Raw genomic sequence first — 18,261 nt, 5'->3', positions numbered from 1 at the left:
TGGCAGCTGCGAAAGCATCGGTGATAGGTGTATTAGATAAGGACAGCTGATCGCGCCACGAACGAGTGGGCGGTGCAATACAGTGCTGTACTACTCTTCGGGAGAATGAACGTCCCGATAATTCGCGGTGACCGTATATATAGGGGGAATGCCACGTGGCGACCAAGACGACGACAGACCGCGATCTCAAGCGTCTGGTCATCGTGGAGTCGGCCACGAAGGCGAAGAAGATCCAGCAGTACCTCGGCTCGAACTACATCGTCGAGGCCTCCGTCGGTCATATCCGCGACCTGCCGGGCCGCGCGGCGGACGTACCGGCTGCCTATAAAAAGGAGCCCTGGGCGCGCCTCGGCGTCAATCCGGACAACGACTTCGAGCCGATCTACGTCGTCGACTCGGACAAGTCGAAGAAGGTGACGGCGCTGCGCCGCGACCTCAAGGAGGTCGACGAACTCCTCCTCGCCACCGACCCCGACCGCGAGGGCGAGGCGATCGCCTGGCACCTGCTGCAGGTACTCAAGCCCAAGGTTCCCGTGCGCCGAATGGTGTTCCACGAGATCACCGAATCCGCGATCCGCGAGGCCGTGGAAAACACGCGCGAGCTCGACCAGGATCTCGTCGACGCGCAGGAGACCCGCCGCATCCTCGACCGCCTCTACGGCTACGAGGTCTCGCCGGTGCTGTGGAAGAAAATCCAGCGCGGGCTGTCGGCGGGCCGTGTGCAGTCGGTTGCCACGCGCATCATCGTCGAGCGCGAACGCGAGCGCATGGCATTCATTTCCGCCGGCTACTGGGACATCGAGGCCGAGGTCAGCGGCGAGGACTCGGTGAGCGGCTCGCGCCGTGCGTTCGGCGCGAAGCTGGCGCAGGTCGAGGGCAAGCGCATCGCACAGGGGCGCGACTTCGGTCCCGATGGAAAGCTCACCTCCGATGTCACACCCCTGGGGGAAGACGCCGCTCGGGCGCTGGCCACGGGCCTGGAGAAGGCGGAGTTCCGCGTGGATTCGGTGGAGTCCAAGCCGTACACGCGCCGGCCTTCGGCCCCGTTTATGACGTCGACGTTGCAGCAGGAAGCCGGGCGGAAGCTGCGGTTCACGTCGTCGCGAACGATGCGTGTGGCGCAGCGGCTCTACGAAAACGGCTACATCACCTATATGCGTACGGACTCGACGTCGCTGTCGGCCGCAGGTACGCAGGCCGCGCGCGACGCGGCATCCACGCTGTTCGGCTCCGAATACGTCTCGGAGTCGCCGCGGCGCTACGAGCGGAAGGTGAAGAACTCGCAGGAGGCGCACGAGGCGATCCGCCCCGCCGGCGAGACGTTCCCCACCCCCGGCGAGCTGCGCCCCGCGCTGTCGGCGGAGGAGCACCTTCTCTACGAGCTGATCTGGCGGCGCACCCTCGCCTCGCAGATGGCGGACGCGCGTGGCACGACGGTTTCGGTGCGCCTCGGCGCGCGGGCGGCGGAGAATTCCTCCGGCTACCGCGACACCGTGTTCAATGCCTCCGGGCGCACGATCACGTTCCCCGGCTTCCTTCGCGTGTTCGATGACGACGCAAGCGAAGATGGTGCCGGCTCCGGCAAGGGCGAATCGCGCCTACCGCAGCTCGCCGAGGGGCAGACTCTCGCGCCGGAGAAGATCTCGCCCGAGGGACACTCGACGAACCCGCCGGCCCGCTACACCGAGGCCTCGCTGGTCAAGGCGATGGAGGAGATGGGCATCGGGCGCCCCTCGACGTACGCCTCGATCATCAACACGATCCAGGCGCGCGGCTACGTGTACTCGCGCGGCAACGCGCTCGTGCCCTCGTGGCTCGCGTTCCCCGCGGTGCGTCTGCTCGAGGAGAACTTCGGCACGCTCGTCGACTACGACTTCACCTCCCTCATGGAGGACGATCTCGACCGGATCGCCTCGGGACAGCAGTCGCGCACCGACTGGCTCAAGGGCTTCTACTTCGGACGCAGCGCTGTCGCCGAGGGCGACGACGATAGCGCCGCGGTGGGGCTCAAGGACCTCGTCAGCGATCGTCTCGCCGAGATCGATGCCGCCGCGGTGAACTCGATCCGCCTGTTCGAGGACGACGAGGGCCGCACGGTGTACGTGCGCAACGGTAGGTACGGCCCGTACCTCATGCGCCGCGACACCGATGAAAATGGCGAGCCGAAGGAGCAGCGGGCGAATCTGCCGATCGCGCTCAACCCGGACGAGCTCACGCTGCAGGTCGCCGAGAAGCTGTTCGCTATCCCGCAGGAGGGACGCAAGCTCGGCGTCGACCCGGCGACCGATCACGAGATCGTCGTCAAGGATGGGCCGTACGGACCGTATGTCGCCGAGCTGCTGCCGAAGATGAGCGAGGACGAGCTCGAGGCGGCGCGCGCCGAGGCCGGCCAGAAGGCCGAGGCTGCCGAGATGGAGTCTCAGCTCGGCGACGGCGCCACGGAAGCCGAGGCGAAGAAGGCGGCGAAGAAGGTCGCGAAGAAGGCGGCGAAGGACTTCACCGAGCCCAAGGGAAAGATGGCGTCGCTGTTCAAGACGATGGACGCCGAAACTGTCACCATCGACCAGGCGCTGCGGCTGCTGTCGCTGCCGCGCGTGGTCGGCGTCGACCCGGCCGACGGCAAGGAGATCACCGCCCAGAACGGCCGCTACGGCCCCTACCTGCGCAAGGAACGGGATTCGCGTTCGCTCGGCTCCGAGGAGGAGCTATTCACGGTGACGCTCGACGAGGCGCGCCGCATCTACTCCGAGCCGAAGCGGCGCGGGCGCTCCGGGCAGCCCTCGTACCTCAAGGACCTAGGCGACGATCCGATCACCGGCAAGAAGGTGCTGGTCAAGGACGGCCGCTTCGGCCCGTACGTGACAGACGGCGACACCATCGCCTCGCTCGGCAAGGGAGACACTCCCGAAACCGTCACTCCCGACCGCGCTTCCGAACTTCTTTCGGCGCGGCGCGACCAGCAGGCCGCGAAGGACGCGGACCCGGACAAGGCGACGAAGAAGACCGCGAAGAAGTCCGCGGCGAAGAAGTCGACCGCACGCACATCGTCCGGCGCCCGCGCGGCGAGCAAGACCGGTTCGCGCGTGGCGAAGAAGGGTGCGACGAAGAAGGCCACCAAGACCGGGGTGTCCGGCGTGCGCAAGGCCGCCGCGAAACCCTCGGGCAGCTAGGGCTACCGACTCTCCCGGCCAGGATTCTCTGCCGGGCTTCGCCCAGGTAGCTCCTCGTTGGGAATGTGCGCGGCGTCGGCGTCGATCGCCGCGTCGACCTCTTCCTCGTCATCGTCGAGGAGGCTCTCCCGCAGAGTCGGCTCGGTAACCGTGGGCAGCTCCTCGAGGCCGAGGTCGTGCGCGGCCTGCCAGCGGTCGGCGAGCGTCGGCCGCAACGGACGGGCGAGCTGAGTCATCGCGCCGCGGCCGCGCAGCTCGACGGCACGGCCGAACGTCCAGCGGTCCGCCTCCTCCGGATCGGCGGCCTCCACGGCGCGGCGCGCGGCGAGCACGCCGCCCTGCTCGAGCTTCGCGAGGGAGGTCAGGCGCGAGGCCTCGTTCACCGGATCGCCGATGACGGTGTACTCGAAGCGTTTCGCGTGTCCGATGTGCCCGGCGATGACGGTGCCGTAGGAGATGCCGATGCCCGCCGTCAACGGGTGGATGGATTCCATCTTGCGGCCGAGCGCCCGTGCCGTCGCGAGGGCCTGGCCCGCTGGATCCCAGGCCTCCATGGGGGCGCCGAAGATCGCGAGCGCCGCGTCGCCCTGGAATTTGTTGATGTAGCCGCCGTGCTCGTCGACGGTGTCGACGACGATGCGGAAGAAGTCGTTGAGCACCTTGACCACGCGCGCCGGCTCGTTGATCGCGGCGAACTCCGTCGACCCGGCGAGATCGACGAACAGCACGCCGACGGTCCGCTCGGAGCCGCCGAGCTCGGTGCCGTTCTCCAGCGCGTGCAGCACGACATCCTCGCCGACGTAGCGGCCGAACAGGTCCTGCATGGTCTCGCGTTCCTCGAGGTCGGCGACCATCTCGTTGAACCCGACCTGCAGCGCGCCCATCTCCGTCGCGTCGTACACCGCGGTACGCGCCGAGAAATCGCCCTGCTGCACCCGCTTGACTGCCGACTGCAGGTCACGCACCGGATCCGCGACGGAAGTCGAGACGAGCTGCATGCCGAACACACCGGTGACGAGGGCCGCGATGGCGAGCATGCCGATCGCGCGGATGACGACCCGCGGATCGTCGCCGAGCTGATCGAAGTGATACGCGATGACGACGAGCACGATCCCCAGCGACGGCACGGCAGTGGTGAGCACCCAGCCGAGGATGATCCGGCGGCGCACACCGGGCAGGTGGCTGTCGACCGGAACGCCCGCGCCGAGCGCGCGCCGCATGATCGGCCGCATGAGCCGCTCGGACTGCAGATACGAAATAATGCACGTGACCAGGCCACCGAGGACCGCGGTGACGCCCATGATGAGCGCGAGGCGGTGGGAGACGCTGAAATTGACCGCGACGAACACCGTCGTGCCGAGCACCCAGATCGCGCCCTGGAGCCACGCCTGGTAAGCGGGCATATTCAAAGTGCGATGGCGCGCCTGCCGGTCGAACGGCTCGCTCGAGCGCATGGCCCGCAGCACGGGGATGATGAGCCATGTCGAGATCACCGCGCCGGCGAGGAGCCCCAGGACCAGCGTCCCGATGAACAGGTATTGGTTGACAAGCTGGAAGGGCCCGATATCGAGGAACGTGTCCAGCGGCAACCCGAAGCGCAGGAACGCGAACACGAACACCGCACCGATGAGATGCGACTGCAAAGTGGTGAGCGCATACACGGGCCATGGTGTGGACCACAGCCATTTCGCGAAACGCAACCACTTATTCACGTTACTCAGGGTACTTGCCCGCCCCGACACCCGAAGCCCGGTTCCGATCACTCGTGTGTCCCTGCCTAGATTCACCTATGACGTCGGAGGTATGTGGGCACCCCATGGCGTCGGAGTCGGCGGCTACCATGTGACCCATGGAATCCGTGGCCGCCGATGAGATCGCCGTCGGGCCGGTGTTCAATTCGCTGGCCGGGCAGCCGGAGGTACGCTCGGCGCTCTCGCGTGCGGCATGGGTATCGAGGAAGTGGGTGGAGGGCGAGCGCACCGCGCGCGAGATGCGCCTTGAGGCCGAATCCGCCGTCGGCGCGATGACCCACGCGTGGCTGTTCACCGGTCCTCCCGGCTCCGGGCGGACGGTCGCGGCGCGCGCCTTCGCCGCCGCGCTGCAGTGCACCGACCCGAATACCGTCGGCTGCGGGGAGTGCCGCGGCTGCACGACGGCGCTCGCCGGCACCCACGCCGATGTGCATTTCGCCCGCACGGAGCGGCTGTCCCTCCAGCTCGCGGACGTGCGCGGAATTATCGAACGTGGCAATTCGCGCCCGGTGAGCGGGAATTTCTCGGTCGTCATCATCGAGGACGCCGACCGGCTCACCGAGCAGGCGGGCAACGCCCTGCTCAAGGTCATCGAGGAGCCCTCGGGTCGCGCGATCTTCATCCTGTGCACGCCGACGGACGACCCGGCCGATGTGATGGTGACCCTGCGCTCGCGCTCCCGCCACGTCTACCTGCGCACGCCGAGTGCCGAATCGGTGGCCGCGGTGCTACGTGCCGACGATTCGGTCCCCGCGGACAAGGTCGACTGGGCGGCCTCGGTGTCCGGCGGGCACGTGGGCCGCGCCCGCTGGCTCGCCACCGACGCCGACACGAGGGCGCGCCGCGAGCGCGTCGTGGAGCTCGCGCTGGCGATGAACTCTTTGGGGCGCTCCCTGCCGCTCATCTCCTCGATCGTCTCCGACGCCGCCACGGGAGCCGCGGACCAGCACGCGGCGAGGGACGAGCGCGAGACTGCGGAACTCAATCAGGCACTCGGCGCGGGCGGCACCGGCAAAGGTGCGGGCACCGCGACGCGCGGGTCGAAGGGCGTGCTCAAGGACCTCGAGGACAAGCAGAAACGGCGCCGTCAGCGCTCCACCCAGGACGCGCTCGATCTCGCCCTCGTCGATATCGTCGGGCTGTACCGCGATGCCATCGTGCAGGCCACCGGCGCTCAGGTAGCGCTGTTGCACCCCGATTTCGGTGAGCGCTCGGCGAAGTTGGGCCGGCATTATGGCGCGGCACGGATGCTGCGGGCAATGCGGGCGGTGCAGGATGCGCGCGAGGCGCTGCGGACAAACGTCAAGCCGCAGTACGCGCTCGCGGCAATGGCGGGCCGCGTGCAACAGGAGCTCAAGGTCTGAGAACCGGGCGGTTTTTCCCACGGGCGGCCATACGCTAGGATTCTTCGGTGGACCTCCCCGCACGGCATCGGCCGGCGCGAATGGCCCGGCCGCGTTAGCTCAGTCGGTAGAGCATTTCACTCGTAATGAAAAGGTCGTCGGTTCGATTCCGACACGCGGCTCCACGCAAACGCCCCGCGAGAAATGATCCTTCGGGATCTCTTCTCCCGGGGCGTTCGTCATTCGAGAACTTCCGCGCGGCAGTCCCTCGCGCGGCCGGATTGCAGCACCTAATATCTCTGGGGTGACCGACACAGCATCCCAAAGCGCCCGCTTCCTCCTTGCGCCGATGCGTCCTCGCGATGCAGGCGAGCCGAACCGCGCCGCGAGCACACTCGAATTATTCTTCGATCTCGTCTTCGCCATCGCCGTGAGTCAGGCGAGCACGTCGCTGTTCGACTTGCTCGCCGAGGGGGACTGGGCCCACGGCCTGCCGAGGTACCTGCTCGCGTTTTTCGCAATCTGGTGGGCGTGGATGAACTTCACCTGGTTCTCCACCTCATTTGACAATGACGACTGGCTCTACCGGGTCCTCACCATCGTGCAGATGGGCGGGGTGCTGTTGTTCGCCTCGGGAATCGAGCCGATGTTCGTCGAGGATTCCTACACGCTCATGATCGCCGGGTACGTCGTCATGCGCGTCGCCATGGTTATGCAGTGGCTCCGTGCAGCCGCGAGCGGTGGGCCGACCCGGCGGACGGCGCTCATCTACGCGGCGGGCATCGCCGTCGCCCAGGTGTTGTGGCTCGCGTGGCTATTCGTTCCGGACTCGCCCGCGCGCACCGCTTTCCTCGTCGTGCTCATCCTGTGCGAGATCGCCGTCCCGGTCGTGGCGGAATCTGCGGGGCACGCCAGCACCCCATGGCATCCGGAACACATCACGGAACGGTACGGGTGCTTTACCCTTATCCTGCTCGGCGAGAGTCTCCTCGGTTCGGCGAATGCGGTGTTCTCGGCGCGGAGCGACGTCGATTCTCTCGTGCGGCTCGTCGAGTTGGCGGTGCTCGCGCTCATCGTGACGGCATCGATGTGGTGGATCTACTTCTGGCCGCCACACGACCGCGCCATCGGCAGTCTGCGCAGCTCTCTACGATACGGCTACCTGCACTATTTCGTGTTCGCAGCCGCCGGCGCCTTCTCCGCGGGCATCGAGGTGGAGACCGCGGTGCTCACCGGAGAGTCCGGGCTCGCGAAGAGTGTAGCGGGCTTTACCGTGGCCATTCCCATCGCACTGTTCATGCTGGGAATCTGGTGGATTGCGATACGGCGCAGCGCTGATGGAGTCGTCAACACGGTTCTACCGCTGGGTGCGGTACTCGTTCTTTTCGATCCGTTCATCCCGGTGCCGATCGCGCTGACGACACTCGTGTGCGTCATCGTCGTCGCGGTGCTCGTGTGGCGGCCGCCCGTGCCCGAGGGCGGACGGTCGAACGATCAGCTCGCCGAGCCGGTCGACGCGTCCACGTAGACGAAGGTCCCGGGTCCGCCGCCTGGCGAGGTCTCGCCGGCGTGGCTCGGGAAGTTGTATGGCAGCTTCACGAGTTTGTGCGGGGTGCCTTCGCGGTCGGCCTGCCAGCAATCCAGTGTGACGCCGTGGAACGACTTGCACACGACGCGTGTGGACATCCCGAACGGGGAAATGATGCGGTCTGCGGCGAGCCCGACATTCCAGAACTGCGGGTTATCCGGCGTGAGGAGATCATCTCGGTCGACACCGCCGGTCGGATCGTATGGGTTCGGGGGAGCGGGCCACTCGTCGACCGGCGAACCGGCGGACAGCGAATCGATCGATCCGACCGAGCCGAGATCGAATGAGCCTGTCTGCGCAGTTGCGGCCGGGGCGAGCAGCGCCGAGCCGGCGACCGCGAGGGCTGCGGCGCACGTGCCGAGGCGGGCGACTCGAGAGCGGGAGTAGGTCTGGGAGCGTGACATAGCGTGCCCTTTCCGTCGCGGGAGAACCATCAAATATTGCATCGGGCAAGATATGTATGGCGTTACCGCGGCCAGGTCTAGCAGCGCGAGAGCTCGCGGTCCAAGGCATCGCGTTCGGCCGCCGTCACCCACAAGCGATATTCCTGTTTGACGACGATCTGGCGAGCCACGTATTCGCAACGGTAGGCGACGTTAGGAGGAAGCCAGGTGGCGGCGTCGCCATCGCCCTTCTGCGAGTTGAGCGAGCCCTTCACCGCCTGGAGGTTGAGGGGGTCGTTGGCGAAATTGCGGCGCTCTTCCTCGCTGAGTTGCTGCGCGCCCTTCTGCCAGGCATCCGAGAGCGCGACCATGTGGTCGATCTGCACGGCCTGCGAGGTTCCCTTTCCGCGCTGGAAATCGATGAGCTCGGCCGAGAACGGATCGGCGAGGGTGCCGGTGAGTACGACGCAGTCGCGCGTGCCTTCCTTGAAGACCAGGTTGTCCAGGTCTCGCGCGAGGATGTCGTTGCGGGTATCGCAACCGTTGTGGCCGCCGGCGACCGTGACATCGTCGCTCCACGCCTGGCCGAAGAGTTCGCGCTCGTAGCCCGTCTTCGGCGCGCGGCCCTTGACCTCGAGAAGTGGCAATCCGATGCGGGCGGCATTGACGAGATCGGCAGGAGCCCCGGCGGGAGGTGCCTCGACGGGCGGCGGGGGAGCAGGAGCCTCCTCGGGAGCCGGGGCAGGCTCGGGAGGGAGCGGTTCGGCTGCGGGCTCGCTCGGTTCGCCGGCGAATGGGTCGAAATCCGGGGAGGCGACTTCCATGTCCTCGCCCATGGGCGGGGCGCCAAGGTCGAGTTCCGCGCAGCCGGCGAGGGCGACGGTAAGAAGCGACGCAGCGGCGATTCCGGCGCGCGTCCGGCGGGAGAAACGCCCAGAGGACGGAGTAGGCAAAGATCGTCGGTCGAGCATGATTGGCAACCTTAGCTACCGACTCCGACACTCCTGCGTCGACTCTCCCCGCGCGGGCGGCCCCACCTGCCTATTTCGGTTCGACACCCGCGAGGATGAGCAGCTCGTTCGCGGCAGGCTCGGCGGCGGCGCGGTCGTCCTCGATGAGGCCGAGGCGGAAGCGGCGATCGAGAAGGTCGGCCACCGTCGCGACACCCTCGTTGCGGATGGCGAACTCGAACTCGGCGCGCGTGATGTCGATGCCTTCGGCAACCTGCTCCAGCGGTCGGTCGCAGGTTGCAGAGCGAACCACTGCAGGGGTTTCGCGGCCGAAGCGGCGCACCATCGACTCCGGATAGCCGATGAGATCGGCGCCGCTGACCTTCCCGAACGCCGGATTTCCCGGAGCGCCCACTAGAGGCAAATTCTTCGTCTCGCACTCGCGAAACCGACCGGGCCCGCCGCCGATCCGCTCGATGGCCGTGTCCACCGTTTCCTCGGCCATGAGCCTGTACTCGGTGAGCTTCCCGCCCGTCACGGTGATGAGCCCGTTGTCGGACGTGAGAATCGCGTGGTCGCGGGAGAGATCCGAGGTGTCCTCGTCGTCTCCCTCCATGGAGATCAGCGGCCGCAGGCCGGCATAAGCACCGGCGACGTCATCCATGGTGAGCTTTGTGCCGAGCCCCTGGTTGACGACATCGAGGACCCATTGGACGTCCTCCTCGGGCGCGTCGGGCACGTCGGGAACCTTGCCGGGCTGGTCGACGTCGGTGAGACCGATGAAGCAACGGCCCAGCTCTTGGGGAAGGATGAAGCAATAGCGGCTGACAGAGCCGGGAACCGGCACCGTGAGCGCACCTTCGGGATTGCCGAGCTTCTCCGAGCGAACGACGACGTGGGTGCCGCGGGAGGGACGTACCCGGATGTCGGACTGGAGCTCTCCGGCCCACACCCCGGTCGCGTTGACGATGGCCCGCGCCGCCACAGAGACCGGCTCTGCGCCCGGGTTTAGTTCGTCGCGCAGCTCGACCGACTCGCCCGTCGCGGCGCTCGCCCGCGCATAGGTGAGCACGGTGGCGCCGTAGCCGGCTGCGGTACGTGCGAGAGCGGTGACGAGCCGGGCATCGTCGACAAGCTGGCCGTCGACGTTGAGCAGTCCGCCGCGAAGCCCCTTCGTCTCGACCGTCGGGCACAGCCGCTGCACCTCGGCCGGGCGCAGGTAGCGCGGCCGAGGAAGCGTCGCCGAGCTGGTGCCGGACGCACGGCGAAGAAGGTCGCCCGCGAGGAAACCGAGCCCGGGGAGAGTCCGCTGTGCGAAGCTCAGCGAATCGAGGAGAGGCACGACCTGACTCAGCGCCCGGGTGAGATGAGGAGCAGTGCGCTCCATGAGAATCCCGCGCTCGGCGGCGCTACGCAGCGCCACGCCCGCGTGCCCGGTACTGAGGTAACGAAGCCCGCCGTGCGCGAGCTTCGAGGACCAGCGCGACGTGCCGAACGCGAGGTCGTGCGCCTCGACCAGGAGCACCGACATGCCGCGAGAGGCCGCGTCGAGGGCTGTGCCCGCGCCGGTGACCCCGGCGCCGATGACGACGAGGTCCCACGTTTTCGGGGATTCGCGCAGTTCGGTGAACTCGGTGCGGCGGCGGGCGGCAGACAGTCGGGAGTCGGGCGATGAGAATTCCATGGCAAAATCCTACGCAGTAGTAGGAACAAGGGACCAGCCCGTACTCGCGTCGGCGACCCGGACATGGTTGCCTAAGCACGCAGGGTGCGCAGCCGTCGCGGTCGATAATCGCGGTAACGTCGGCGCGAAGTCCCTAAGCGCACGCCCCGTCGATCCGCCCCGCGAATGGAGTCCGCCATAACTTCCGCACTCACACCTCCCGACGCCCGTACCCGCCGCCTGCCCGGGAGGGCCCTCGGCGCCTGCGTGGCCGTCGCGGTCGCCGCGTGGGTGGTGCGCTGCGTGGTGACGGCGGCCGGCTGGTTCTACTGGGACGACCTATCGCTCTACGCCACTGCGAAGGCCGAATCGAATCCGTTCGCGCTGCTGCTGCGGGTGCACGACGGTCACGTCATGCCCGGCGCGTGGCTCATCGAATGGCTTCTTGCGCACACGGCGCCTCTGAACTGGGCGGCGGCCGTGGCCGTGGTGGCGCTACTGCACGCGGTCGCGCTGGCCGCCGTCGGGCGGGCGCTGTGGATTCTCGCCTCGCTGCGCGGCGCGCCGGTGGGCGCGGCGGCTGTCGCCGTCCCGCTCGCGCTCTATGGCTTCGCCCCGCTCGTGCTCCCTGCCGGCACCTGGGTCGCGGCTTCGCTCAATGCGCTGCCGCTACACGCGGCGCTGGCGCTAGGGGTCGCCCACCTCGTCCGCGCCGTCCACGGCGACTCCGCCCACCCCGGCCGGGACGCGCTGGTTGCCGCCGCCTCCGTGGTCGTCGGCGGGTGTTTTACCGAGCGTGCGATGTTCATCGTGCCCGCCGGCGTGCTCGTGCTGCTGGCGATGGCGCTCGCCGGGCGTGGCGCGGGCCGCTCAGGCGCGTGGATACGGGCGCTCGTGCCCTCGATCATCGCCACGGGGATCGGCGTCGTCGTCTATTTCGTCGCGACGAGCAGCGAGGACCTGACGCCGCCGGACGAGCCGTCTCTTCCCGGGGTCGGCGAGGCTCTCAAGAGCACCTACATCGACGTCGTGCTGCCGGCGCTGGCCGGCGGCCCGTGGCGGTGGGACCGTTGGCATCCGGGGCCGCCGTTCGCGGATCCGGATGCGCTTGCGATCGCCGCAGGCGTCGTCGTTGCCACCGGTGTGCTCGTCTGGACCTATCTGCGCCGCGGCGCGGGAGCGTGGCTGTGGATGCCGGTAGCGGTGTACCCGATCGCGCCGGCTCTCGCGCTGGCCTTCGCACGCTCGGGCCCGGAAACCGCGGCGGTCGTCGCGAACACGATGCGTCACGTCTCAGAACTCTCCGTGCTCATCGCGCTGTGCGCGACGCTCGTCGCGACGTTCCCGAGGATGGGGAGCGTGGCCGGAGCGGACACCGGGGCAGCGCGCGCGGAGGGAGCGAACGGGCAAGCGGGCGCGACCCGTGCTCCCGCCTGGCGGATCGGCGCGGCGGTGGCGGCGGTCTTGCTGATCGCGTCGTCCGCCGTCACACATGTGTCGTATGCGCGGTCCTGGAGCGAGCAGCCGTCGCGGGACTACTTCGCGGGGCTCCGCGATACTGCAGTCGAGCGAGGGGAGGGCAATCCGCTGCCCGACCAGGCGGTCGCGCTCAACGTGCTCCTTCCCGTGGTCGCGCCGAATCACATGCTTTCGCGGCTCGTCGACGGTGTTCCCGGGTACCCGGAGATCCGAAACTGGGCGACCGACCCCGTGCTGCTCGGGGATGACGGGCGCCCGCGCGAGACCGAGATGCTCGAGCTGCGCCACATCACGCAAGGGCCCGAAGAGGGCTGCGGAACTCGTATCCCCGCGGGTGGCGAGCCGGTGCAGATCCCGCTCGACGGTCCGCTCATCGAGCGCGAATGGGTCGTCCAACTCAACTATTTCGCCTCCGCCGACGGCACTGTCGATCTCTCCCTCGGGAGCGGGGAGGCCGAAACGGTGCCCGTAACGGCGGGGTTGGGGCAGGTGACCGTCCTCATCACCGGAGACGGGGAATCGCTCGGAGTCGCCCCGAGCGGAGAGGTCGGAGACATGTGCGTGGCCTCCGGGCCGATCGGCGGACTTCTCCCGAAGTGACGGGGTGGCGCGGTATCGTCCGGAGCGGTGAGGGGAATTTAACCCGAGCAGCATTCCGGCACACCGCAGGCCGAACGACGCAGCGCGCGGGTCAAGGGCGATAATGGTCGGAGTGTGTCGGCGCCCCGAGGCGTCGCCGGGTGAGGAGAAAGGGGCAAGCCGATCGTAACTGCAGTGATGCTTACGCTCACGGCGTTGATCGTCGTCCCGGGCTTCGTGATCTGCCTTCTCGGCGGGATGCGCGTCGGTTACGCGCTGGTTGCCGCGATCCCGGTCTCCTACGGCGTCGTCTCGATCGCGTGCTTCGTGCTCGGGATGATGGAGATCCGCTGGACCCTGCTCAGCTACGCCATCTCCGCGCTGATCGCCGCCGTGGTGGTGTGGCTCGTCGGTTCTGTTGTGCGCGGGCCGCTGCGGCTCGGGCGAGGCCGCCGGTTCGGGCTGTTCCGCGGTGCCGGACGTCGGCGCAGGCGGCACGCCCGCGAAGAGGGCGTGCTGGCCGAGGACGAACTGTCCCCGCGCCGCAAGGATCCTCGCGCCGCGGTGCCCGATCATCCGGACTACGTGACCGGGTGGCGTTCGTGGATCTGGAAGCTCGCACCGTTCCTCGCGGTCGTCGTGGCTGCGTGGCTCATCGCTACGCTCGTGCTCAACCAGCTCGTCCACACCACGGGCGGGCTGTCCAACGTGTTCCAGGGCTGGGACGCCCACTGGCACGCGAACTACCTGCGCTTTATCGCTGAGACGGGGATCGCCTCTCCCGAGGACGCCGGGCTGCTGCACAACCAGGAGTCGCACACTCCGATGTACTACCCGAGCGCCTGGCACGCGATCGCCGCGCTCGTCTACAACCTCACCGGCGCGAACGTCGTCGAAACATACAATCTCGTCCAGATCGGCGCCGCCGCGATCGCGTTCCCGCTCGGCGTCGCCTCCTTCACGTGGGTGATGTGCGCGCGCCGTATGGGGCGCATGCTCGCCTCGACGGCGGCCACGGCTGCCGCGCTAATGACCCCACTCTTCCCGGGGCTTCCGTTCGTCGAGATGCGCGTCGCCGCAACCCCCAGCGCATTGTCCGCAGGCCTCGTCGGCGCGGTCGTGCTCATCATCATCGCCTCGACGAGACGCCCCGCGTGGTGCCTGCCCGCGGGTCTCGCCCTCATCGGCGTCGGTGGGCTGCACCCCTCCGGCTTGGTGACGGCGGCGCTCATCGTCATTTTCTGGTGGCTTTTCGAAGCGTTGTGGCGACCGACCCGCGGCCGCTTCAAGGATCTGCTCTCGCTCGCGACGGTGGCGATCCTCGGCATGCTCGTGCTCGTCCCGCAGTTCCTGTCGATCTCGGCGAATGCGGAGGACATTTCGTCGTTCTCGTTCACCACCGGCGGCTCGCGCTTGATGACCTGGGTCGACTCGATGTCGCTGCAGGTGCGCCACGTTCGTGACTTCGGCGTGCGCTGGGTAGTCCTCGCCATTGCGCTGCTCGGGTTCTTGGTGCTCATCCGCCGCGGCATCGTGTGGGCGCTCGCGCTGTGGGCGTTCTTCATCGTCGTGTGCGTCAACGCGATGCAGCCGATCGGCAACGTCGTCGGCGATGTTTTCCACCTCATCGGCAGCGTCTACTACAACGACCCGCGTCGCGTCGGCGTCGTGCTCGCTGTGGTCGTCGCCGCGTGCGCCGGGCTTGGCGTCGCCTCGTTCGCCCACTGGCTCGTATCCCAAATGGGCAAGCTCGTCGATCCGATCACCGATCCGTATGGCCGGGGCGCCGGCTCGATGCGCTACGCGGTGCTCATCGTCGTCGTCATCGGAACCACTGTGTGGTCGGCGCAGTCCGCGCCGCTCTTCGCAGAACGGGCGGCTACCGAGCAGCGCTACGGCAAACTCGTCGACACCCACGACCTGCGGGCGTTCGATTGGCTCGCCACACAGCCGAAGGCGTACGACGGGATGATTCTCACCAACGCCAACGAGGGCAGCGGTTGGATGTATGCGACCAACGGGCTGCCTTCGATTTCGCGGCATTACCTTGATCCGCCGTTCACCGAGACCGGCACGAACCAGCTGCTCGACACCATCGACCTCGCGGGCCGGCTCAAGTGGACCGATGACGCGATCGACCGTCTGGACGTCAACTACGTGTACGTGAGCCCGCCGCCGCACTGGGGTTACCAGCCGTTCAACAAGGCGATGCTCGCCGCGTTCACCGCGCCCGGTCTGCAGATGATCTACGCCGACCGGCAGATCCGGATCTACGCAGTCCGTGCCCACTTCTCCCAGCAGGAGCTCGACCGGATGGTCGCCGACTCGCCGCACCCGCCGGGCATCGCGCAGGAGTACACGCGAGAAGCCGAGCAGGCGCCGAGCGACGCGCCCGTACCGAGCAGCGCACCGGCGCCGAGTGGTGGCCCGGTGCCGAGCGGCGCCCCGGCGACCAGTGGCGCACCGGAACCGAATGGCGGCGCGTCGACCGGTGGCGCGCCGGCGCCAAGCAGTGGGGATGCCTCGCCGATGCCGCAATGGGCAGGAAATTAGACAGCTTGTGGAGGCCGGTTCGGCCGGAACCGTGCCGACCCGGAGCGTTTGTCTTGCGGGCCGAATTACCCACCTGCGGGTGCGCCGCCTGACGCCACAGGCTTAAAATTCCGGACGTGTCGACTCTGAAGAAGTTCGCGTGGCTCTCGGTGGCCGCGTCGGTGGTGACCATCATCCTGAAGGCAGGTGCATGGTGGCTTACCGGGTCGGTGGGTCTGCTGTCCGACGCGGCCGAATCGCTCGTCAATCTCGTTGCCGCGATCGTCGCGCTCATCGCGATTACGATCGCCGAACGCCCCGCCGACGAAGACCACCAGTTTGGTCACTCGAAGGCCGAGTATTTCTCGGCGGGTGTCGAGGGCGCGATGATCTTCATCGCCGCAGGCTCGATCATCGTGCTTGCCGTGGAACGGCTGCTCAATCCGCAGGAGCTCGAACAACTCGGTGTCGGTCTGATCGTCTCCATCGTCGCATCGATAATCAACGGAATCGTCGGCACCATGCTTATTCGCGCCGGCCGGAAACATCGATCGGTGACGCTGACAGCCGACGGGAAGCACCTGCTCACCGACGTCATTACCTCCATCGGTGTGGTGGTCGGAGTTGGAGTCGTCTGGCTAACCGGTTGGTCGGCGCTCGACCCGATCGTCGCCATCGGCGTCGGGATCAACATCCTGTTCGTCGGCGGCGGGCTGGTACGGAAATCGGCGATGGGGCTGATGGACGCCACCCTGTCCGACGAGGACAACTCCGCCATCGAAGCGGTGCTCGACAGCTATCGCCGCTCGGGCGAGGTCGACTTCCACGAACTCCGCACCCGCGAATCCGGTGTTCGCCGGTTCGTCGAATTCCACGCCCTCGTGCCCGGCTCGTGGAGCGTCGAACGCGCACACGATCTCGTCGAGAATGTCGAGTCCGAGATCCGCGACAAGCTCCCCGATTCACACATCGCCTCGCACATCGAACCGATCGAAGACGATCGCGCCTACAACGACGTGCACCTCTAGCCGGTGCGAGTGCGGATGCCGGTCCTGTGACGGCATGAGATTCTTACGAGCTCGGCGCTGTCCCGCCCACCTTGCGCTGGTTTTGTGGCGAAAGCTTTCTGTCGACGAGCCGGCCCGGCCCCGCGACGACGATGGGAGCGTCGCGCGCCGCGGTTCCGGAATCGCCGTCGCCGTGCCACAGCTGCGCGCGAACGTGCGAGATGGCGGTGTGTAGGAGGCGGCCGTCGAACTCGCGCCATGCCGCGGTGCCGCGCGCGACTATCGAGCGGCCGACGAAGGGGACGACCTCCCCGCCGACAATGACCTCGGCCATCTGCCAGAACGCGTCGGAGGAGCGGTCGAAAACCCCGCCGTGCCCACGTGTCCCATACATCACCTCACCTGTGTCGAAGAATCCCGAGTCCAGGCGCTGAACGCCATCCATGATGTCGGCGCTGCTCGTGCCCGGATAGCGCAGACCGTTTCGGATCTGCATGAGCTCGATGGGATCGCCGGGAACGGTGATCGAATAGCGGCGGACCGACGGCGCCCGGTTGCGCCACTGGGAGGCCGAGCGCACATCGATTCCCGCGCTGGGACTGGCCACATACATCACACGGTCGGCCCACAGCCCGAGTGTTTCCGCGGTGCCGACGACGGCGCCGCCGAAGGAATGCCCGATGGCGGTGACGGGCAGCCGCGCCGCTTCGTCGGCGTCCTGGCCGCGCCCGAGAGTGGCGATATACGCCTGGACATCGAGAGAGAAGCGGGCGAGCAGCGGCGCCATCGCGAGGGTGAAGACCGGGTCGCCGGATTCGATCCACATGTCCTGCGGGAAATTGCCGCCGAGGAACACGAGCGTCGCGATCCTGCCCTCGCCGGCGGCGACGAAATGCTCGGCGACCTCGGTGTTCACGTGACTCATCTCGAGATTTGTGCCGGTACCGGGGACGTACAGCGCGAGGCCGTCGGCCGCGTCCGGATCGCCGACGAGTTCGATCATCCGGCCCGGCCCGGTGGGGTCGAAGGCGACAAACCGGCGACGCGAGGGCACGCCGCTGACCGGGTCCGGACGCAGCCTGTCCATCGCGTGCAGACGGTCGATGATGATCGTCCCGCCGCGCCCGGCGAGCCGTTCGCGCTGAGCCGCGCGACGCACCGCGATGGCGTTCGCCGCGATTCGGGTGCCCCAGTCGAGCCCGGAGAGGTTACCGGTGGCCTCCGGCTCGCCGAGGGCAGCGATCACGCGGTCGCGCGCGGAAAGGTCCAGGTGGACGGGAAGGGCTTCGCGAGCGGGCGCGGCGGCCGAGGGCGCGACTCGAGCGGCCGTCGCCGCCTCGCCGGGCCCGGGGACGGTTGGCTCGAGCTCGCGCAGCGCGGCCGGCAGGGGCGGAAACGGCCGTGCGCCGTCATACAGGGAAGCGAGTAGCGGCGCGGCGGCCCGGGCGAGCTCGCGCGCAGGGTGCGCGCTCTGCACCGGCCGGTCGCGGGTTTCGGCCTCGGGCTCGGCGGCGTCGGCGGCAGCCTCCTCGGGCGTGCGCGCATGGCGAAGCTGATGGGCCGCGAGCTCCCCGAGCGCCGTCGCCGCGAGGTGCAGCGCCGCAGACTGCGCGCGCACGGTTCGCCCCAACCCGCGCAACTCCCGTTCGAGGTCTTCCTGCTGGATGACGCCGGACTGCGCCGCCTGCGTGGCGGCCGTGCCGAGCAGGTCGCAGGACCTGGTGAGCTCCGCCGAAAGAATGTCGAGCGGACGTAGCGGCCCTCCGGGTGCGAAGAGCGCGCCGCGCGCGGTGGCGTACTCGGCCCTCGGCGGCGG

General features: G+C 68.0%; 11 protein-coding genes and 1 tRNA gene. 7 read left to right on the top strand and 5 right to left on the bottom strand.

Features of this window, described 5'->3' with window-relative positions:
* Positions 1-155: 155 nt before the first annotated feature.
* A complete protein-coding gene (topA, locus tag K8V11_RS13940) occupies positions 156-3,170 on the top strand; it encodes a type I DNA topoisomerase (protein WP_303915536.1) in 3,015 nt (1,004 codons plus the stop codon).
* Between the two features lie 2 nt (positions 3,171-3,172).
* On the opposite strand, the gene K8V11_RS13935 is transcribed toward topA, so the two are convergent.
* Positions 3,173-4,882, bottom strand: coding sequence for an adenylate/guanylate cyclase domain-containing protein (locus K8V11_RS13935; RefSeq protein ID WP_303915535.1), 1,710 nt, complete (start codon positions 4,880-4,882; stop codon positions 3,173-3,175).
* A 137-nt stretch (positions 4,883-5,019) separates the two neighbouring features.
* Here K8V11_RS13935 and K8V11_RS13930 point away from each other — a divergent pair, with 137 nt between their 5' ends.
* From K8V11_RS13930 to K8V11_RS13920, 3 genes are all read left to right on the top strand, one after another.
* Entirely contained in the window at positions 5,020-6,285 is a 1,266-nt protein-coding gene (locus tag K8V11_RS13930) for a DNA polymerase III subunit delta' (RefSeq protein WP_303915534.1), read from the top strand.
* 88 nt (positions 6,286-6,373) lie between these two features.
* Positions 6,374-6,449: transfer RNA gene (locus K8V11_RS13925), tRNA-Thr, on the top strand.
* A 119-nt stretch (positions 6,450-6,568) separates the two neighbouring features.
* Entirely contained in the window at positions 6,569-7,792 is a 1,224-nt protein-coding gene (locus tag K8V11_RS13920; protein ID WP_369693086.1) for a low temperature requirement protein A, read from the top strand.
* On the opposite strand, the gene K8V11_RS13915 is transcribed toward K8V11_RS13920, so the two are convergent.
* The 3 genes from K8V11_RS13915 to K8V11_RS13905 all read right to left on the bottom strand — a co-directional run bounded on the left by K8V11_RS13915 (position 7,759) and on the right by K8V11_RS13905 (position 10,869).
* A complete protein-coding gene (locus tag K8V11_RS13915) occupies positions 7,759-8,256 on the bottom strand; it encodes a hypothetical protein (RefSeq protein WP_303915533.1) in 498 nt (165 codons plus the stop codon). The genes K8V11_RS13920 and K8V11_RS13915 overlap by 34 nt on opposite strands.
* 77 nt (positions 8,257-8,333) lie before the next feature.
* Entirely contained in the window at positions 8,334-9,206 is an 873-nt protein-coding gene (locus K8V11_RS13910) for an HNH endonuclease family protein (protein ID WP_369693084.1), read from the bottom strand.
* 70 nt (positions 9,207-9,276) lie between these two features.
* Positions 9,277-10,869 (bottom strand): glycerol-3-phosphate dehydrogenase/oxidase, encoded by a 1,593-nt coding sequence (locus K8V11_RS13905; protein WP_303915530.1) that lies wholly within the window; start codon positions 10,867-10,869, stop codon positions 9,277-9,279.
* A gap of 165 nt (positions 10,870-11,034) precedes the next feature.
* On the opposite strand from K8V11_RS13905, the gene K8V11_RS13900 reads away from it, so the two are divergent.
* From K8V11_RS13900 to K8V11_RS13890, 3 genes are all read left to right on the top strand, one after another.
* Positions 11,035-12,927: a hypothetical protein gene (locus tag K8V11_RS13900; protein ID WP_303915527.1), complete on the top strand. Its 1,893-nt coding sequence runs from the start codon at positions 11,035-11,037 to the stop codon at positions 12,925-12,927.
* A 177-nt stretch (positions 12,928-13,104) separates the two neighbouring features.
* The gene (locus K8V11_RS13895; protein ID WP_303915558.1) at positions 13,105-15,459 is read left to right on the top strand and encodes a DUF6541 family protein; all 2,355 of its coding nucleotides are present in this window, start codon (positions 13,105-13,107) and stop codon (positions 15,457-15,459) included.
* A 116-nt stretch (positions 15,460-15,575) separates the two neighbouring features.
* Complete coding sequence (locus K8V11_RS13890; protein ID WP_303915524.1) at positions 15,576-16,466, top strand: cation diffusion facilitator family transporter; 891 nt, start codon at positions 15,576-15,578, stop codon at positions 16,464-16,466.
* Positions 16,467-16,509: 43 nt separating this feature from the next.
* Here the strand turns inward: K8V11_RS13890 and K8V11_RS13885 are convergent.
* A partial coding sequence (locus K8V11_RS13885) for an alpha/beta hydrolase (RefSeq protein WP_303915521.1) occupies positions 16,510-18,261 on the bottom strand: 1,752 nt, incomplete at its 5' end.

Origin of the sequence: Dietzia timorensis, assembly GCF_020742175.1 — a bacterium.
Classification (GTDB): Bacteria; Actinomycetota; Actinomycetes; order Mycobacteriales; family Mycobacteriaceae; genus Dietzia; species Dietzia timorensis_A.
The sequence above is the reverse complement of the archived record's forward strand: the minus strand, read 5'-3'. Positions and strand labels throughout refer to the sequence as shown.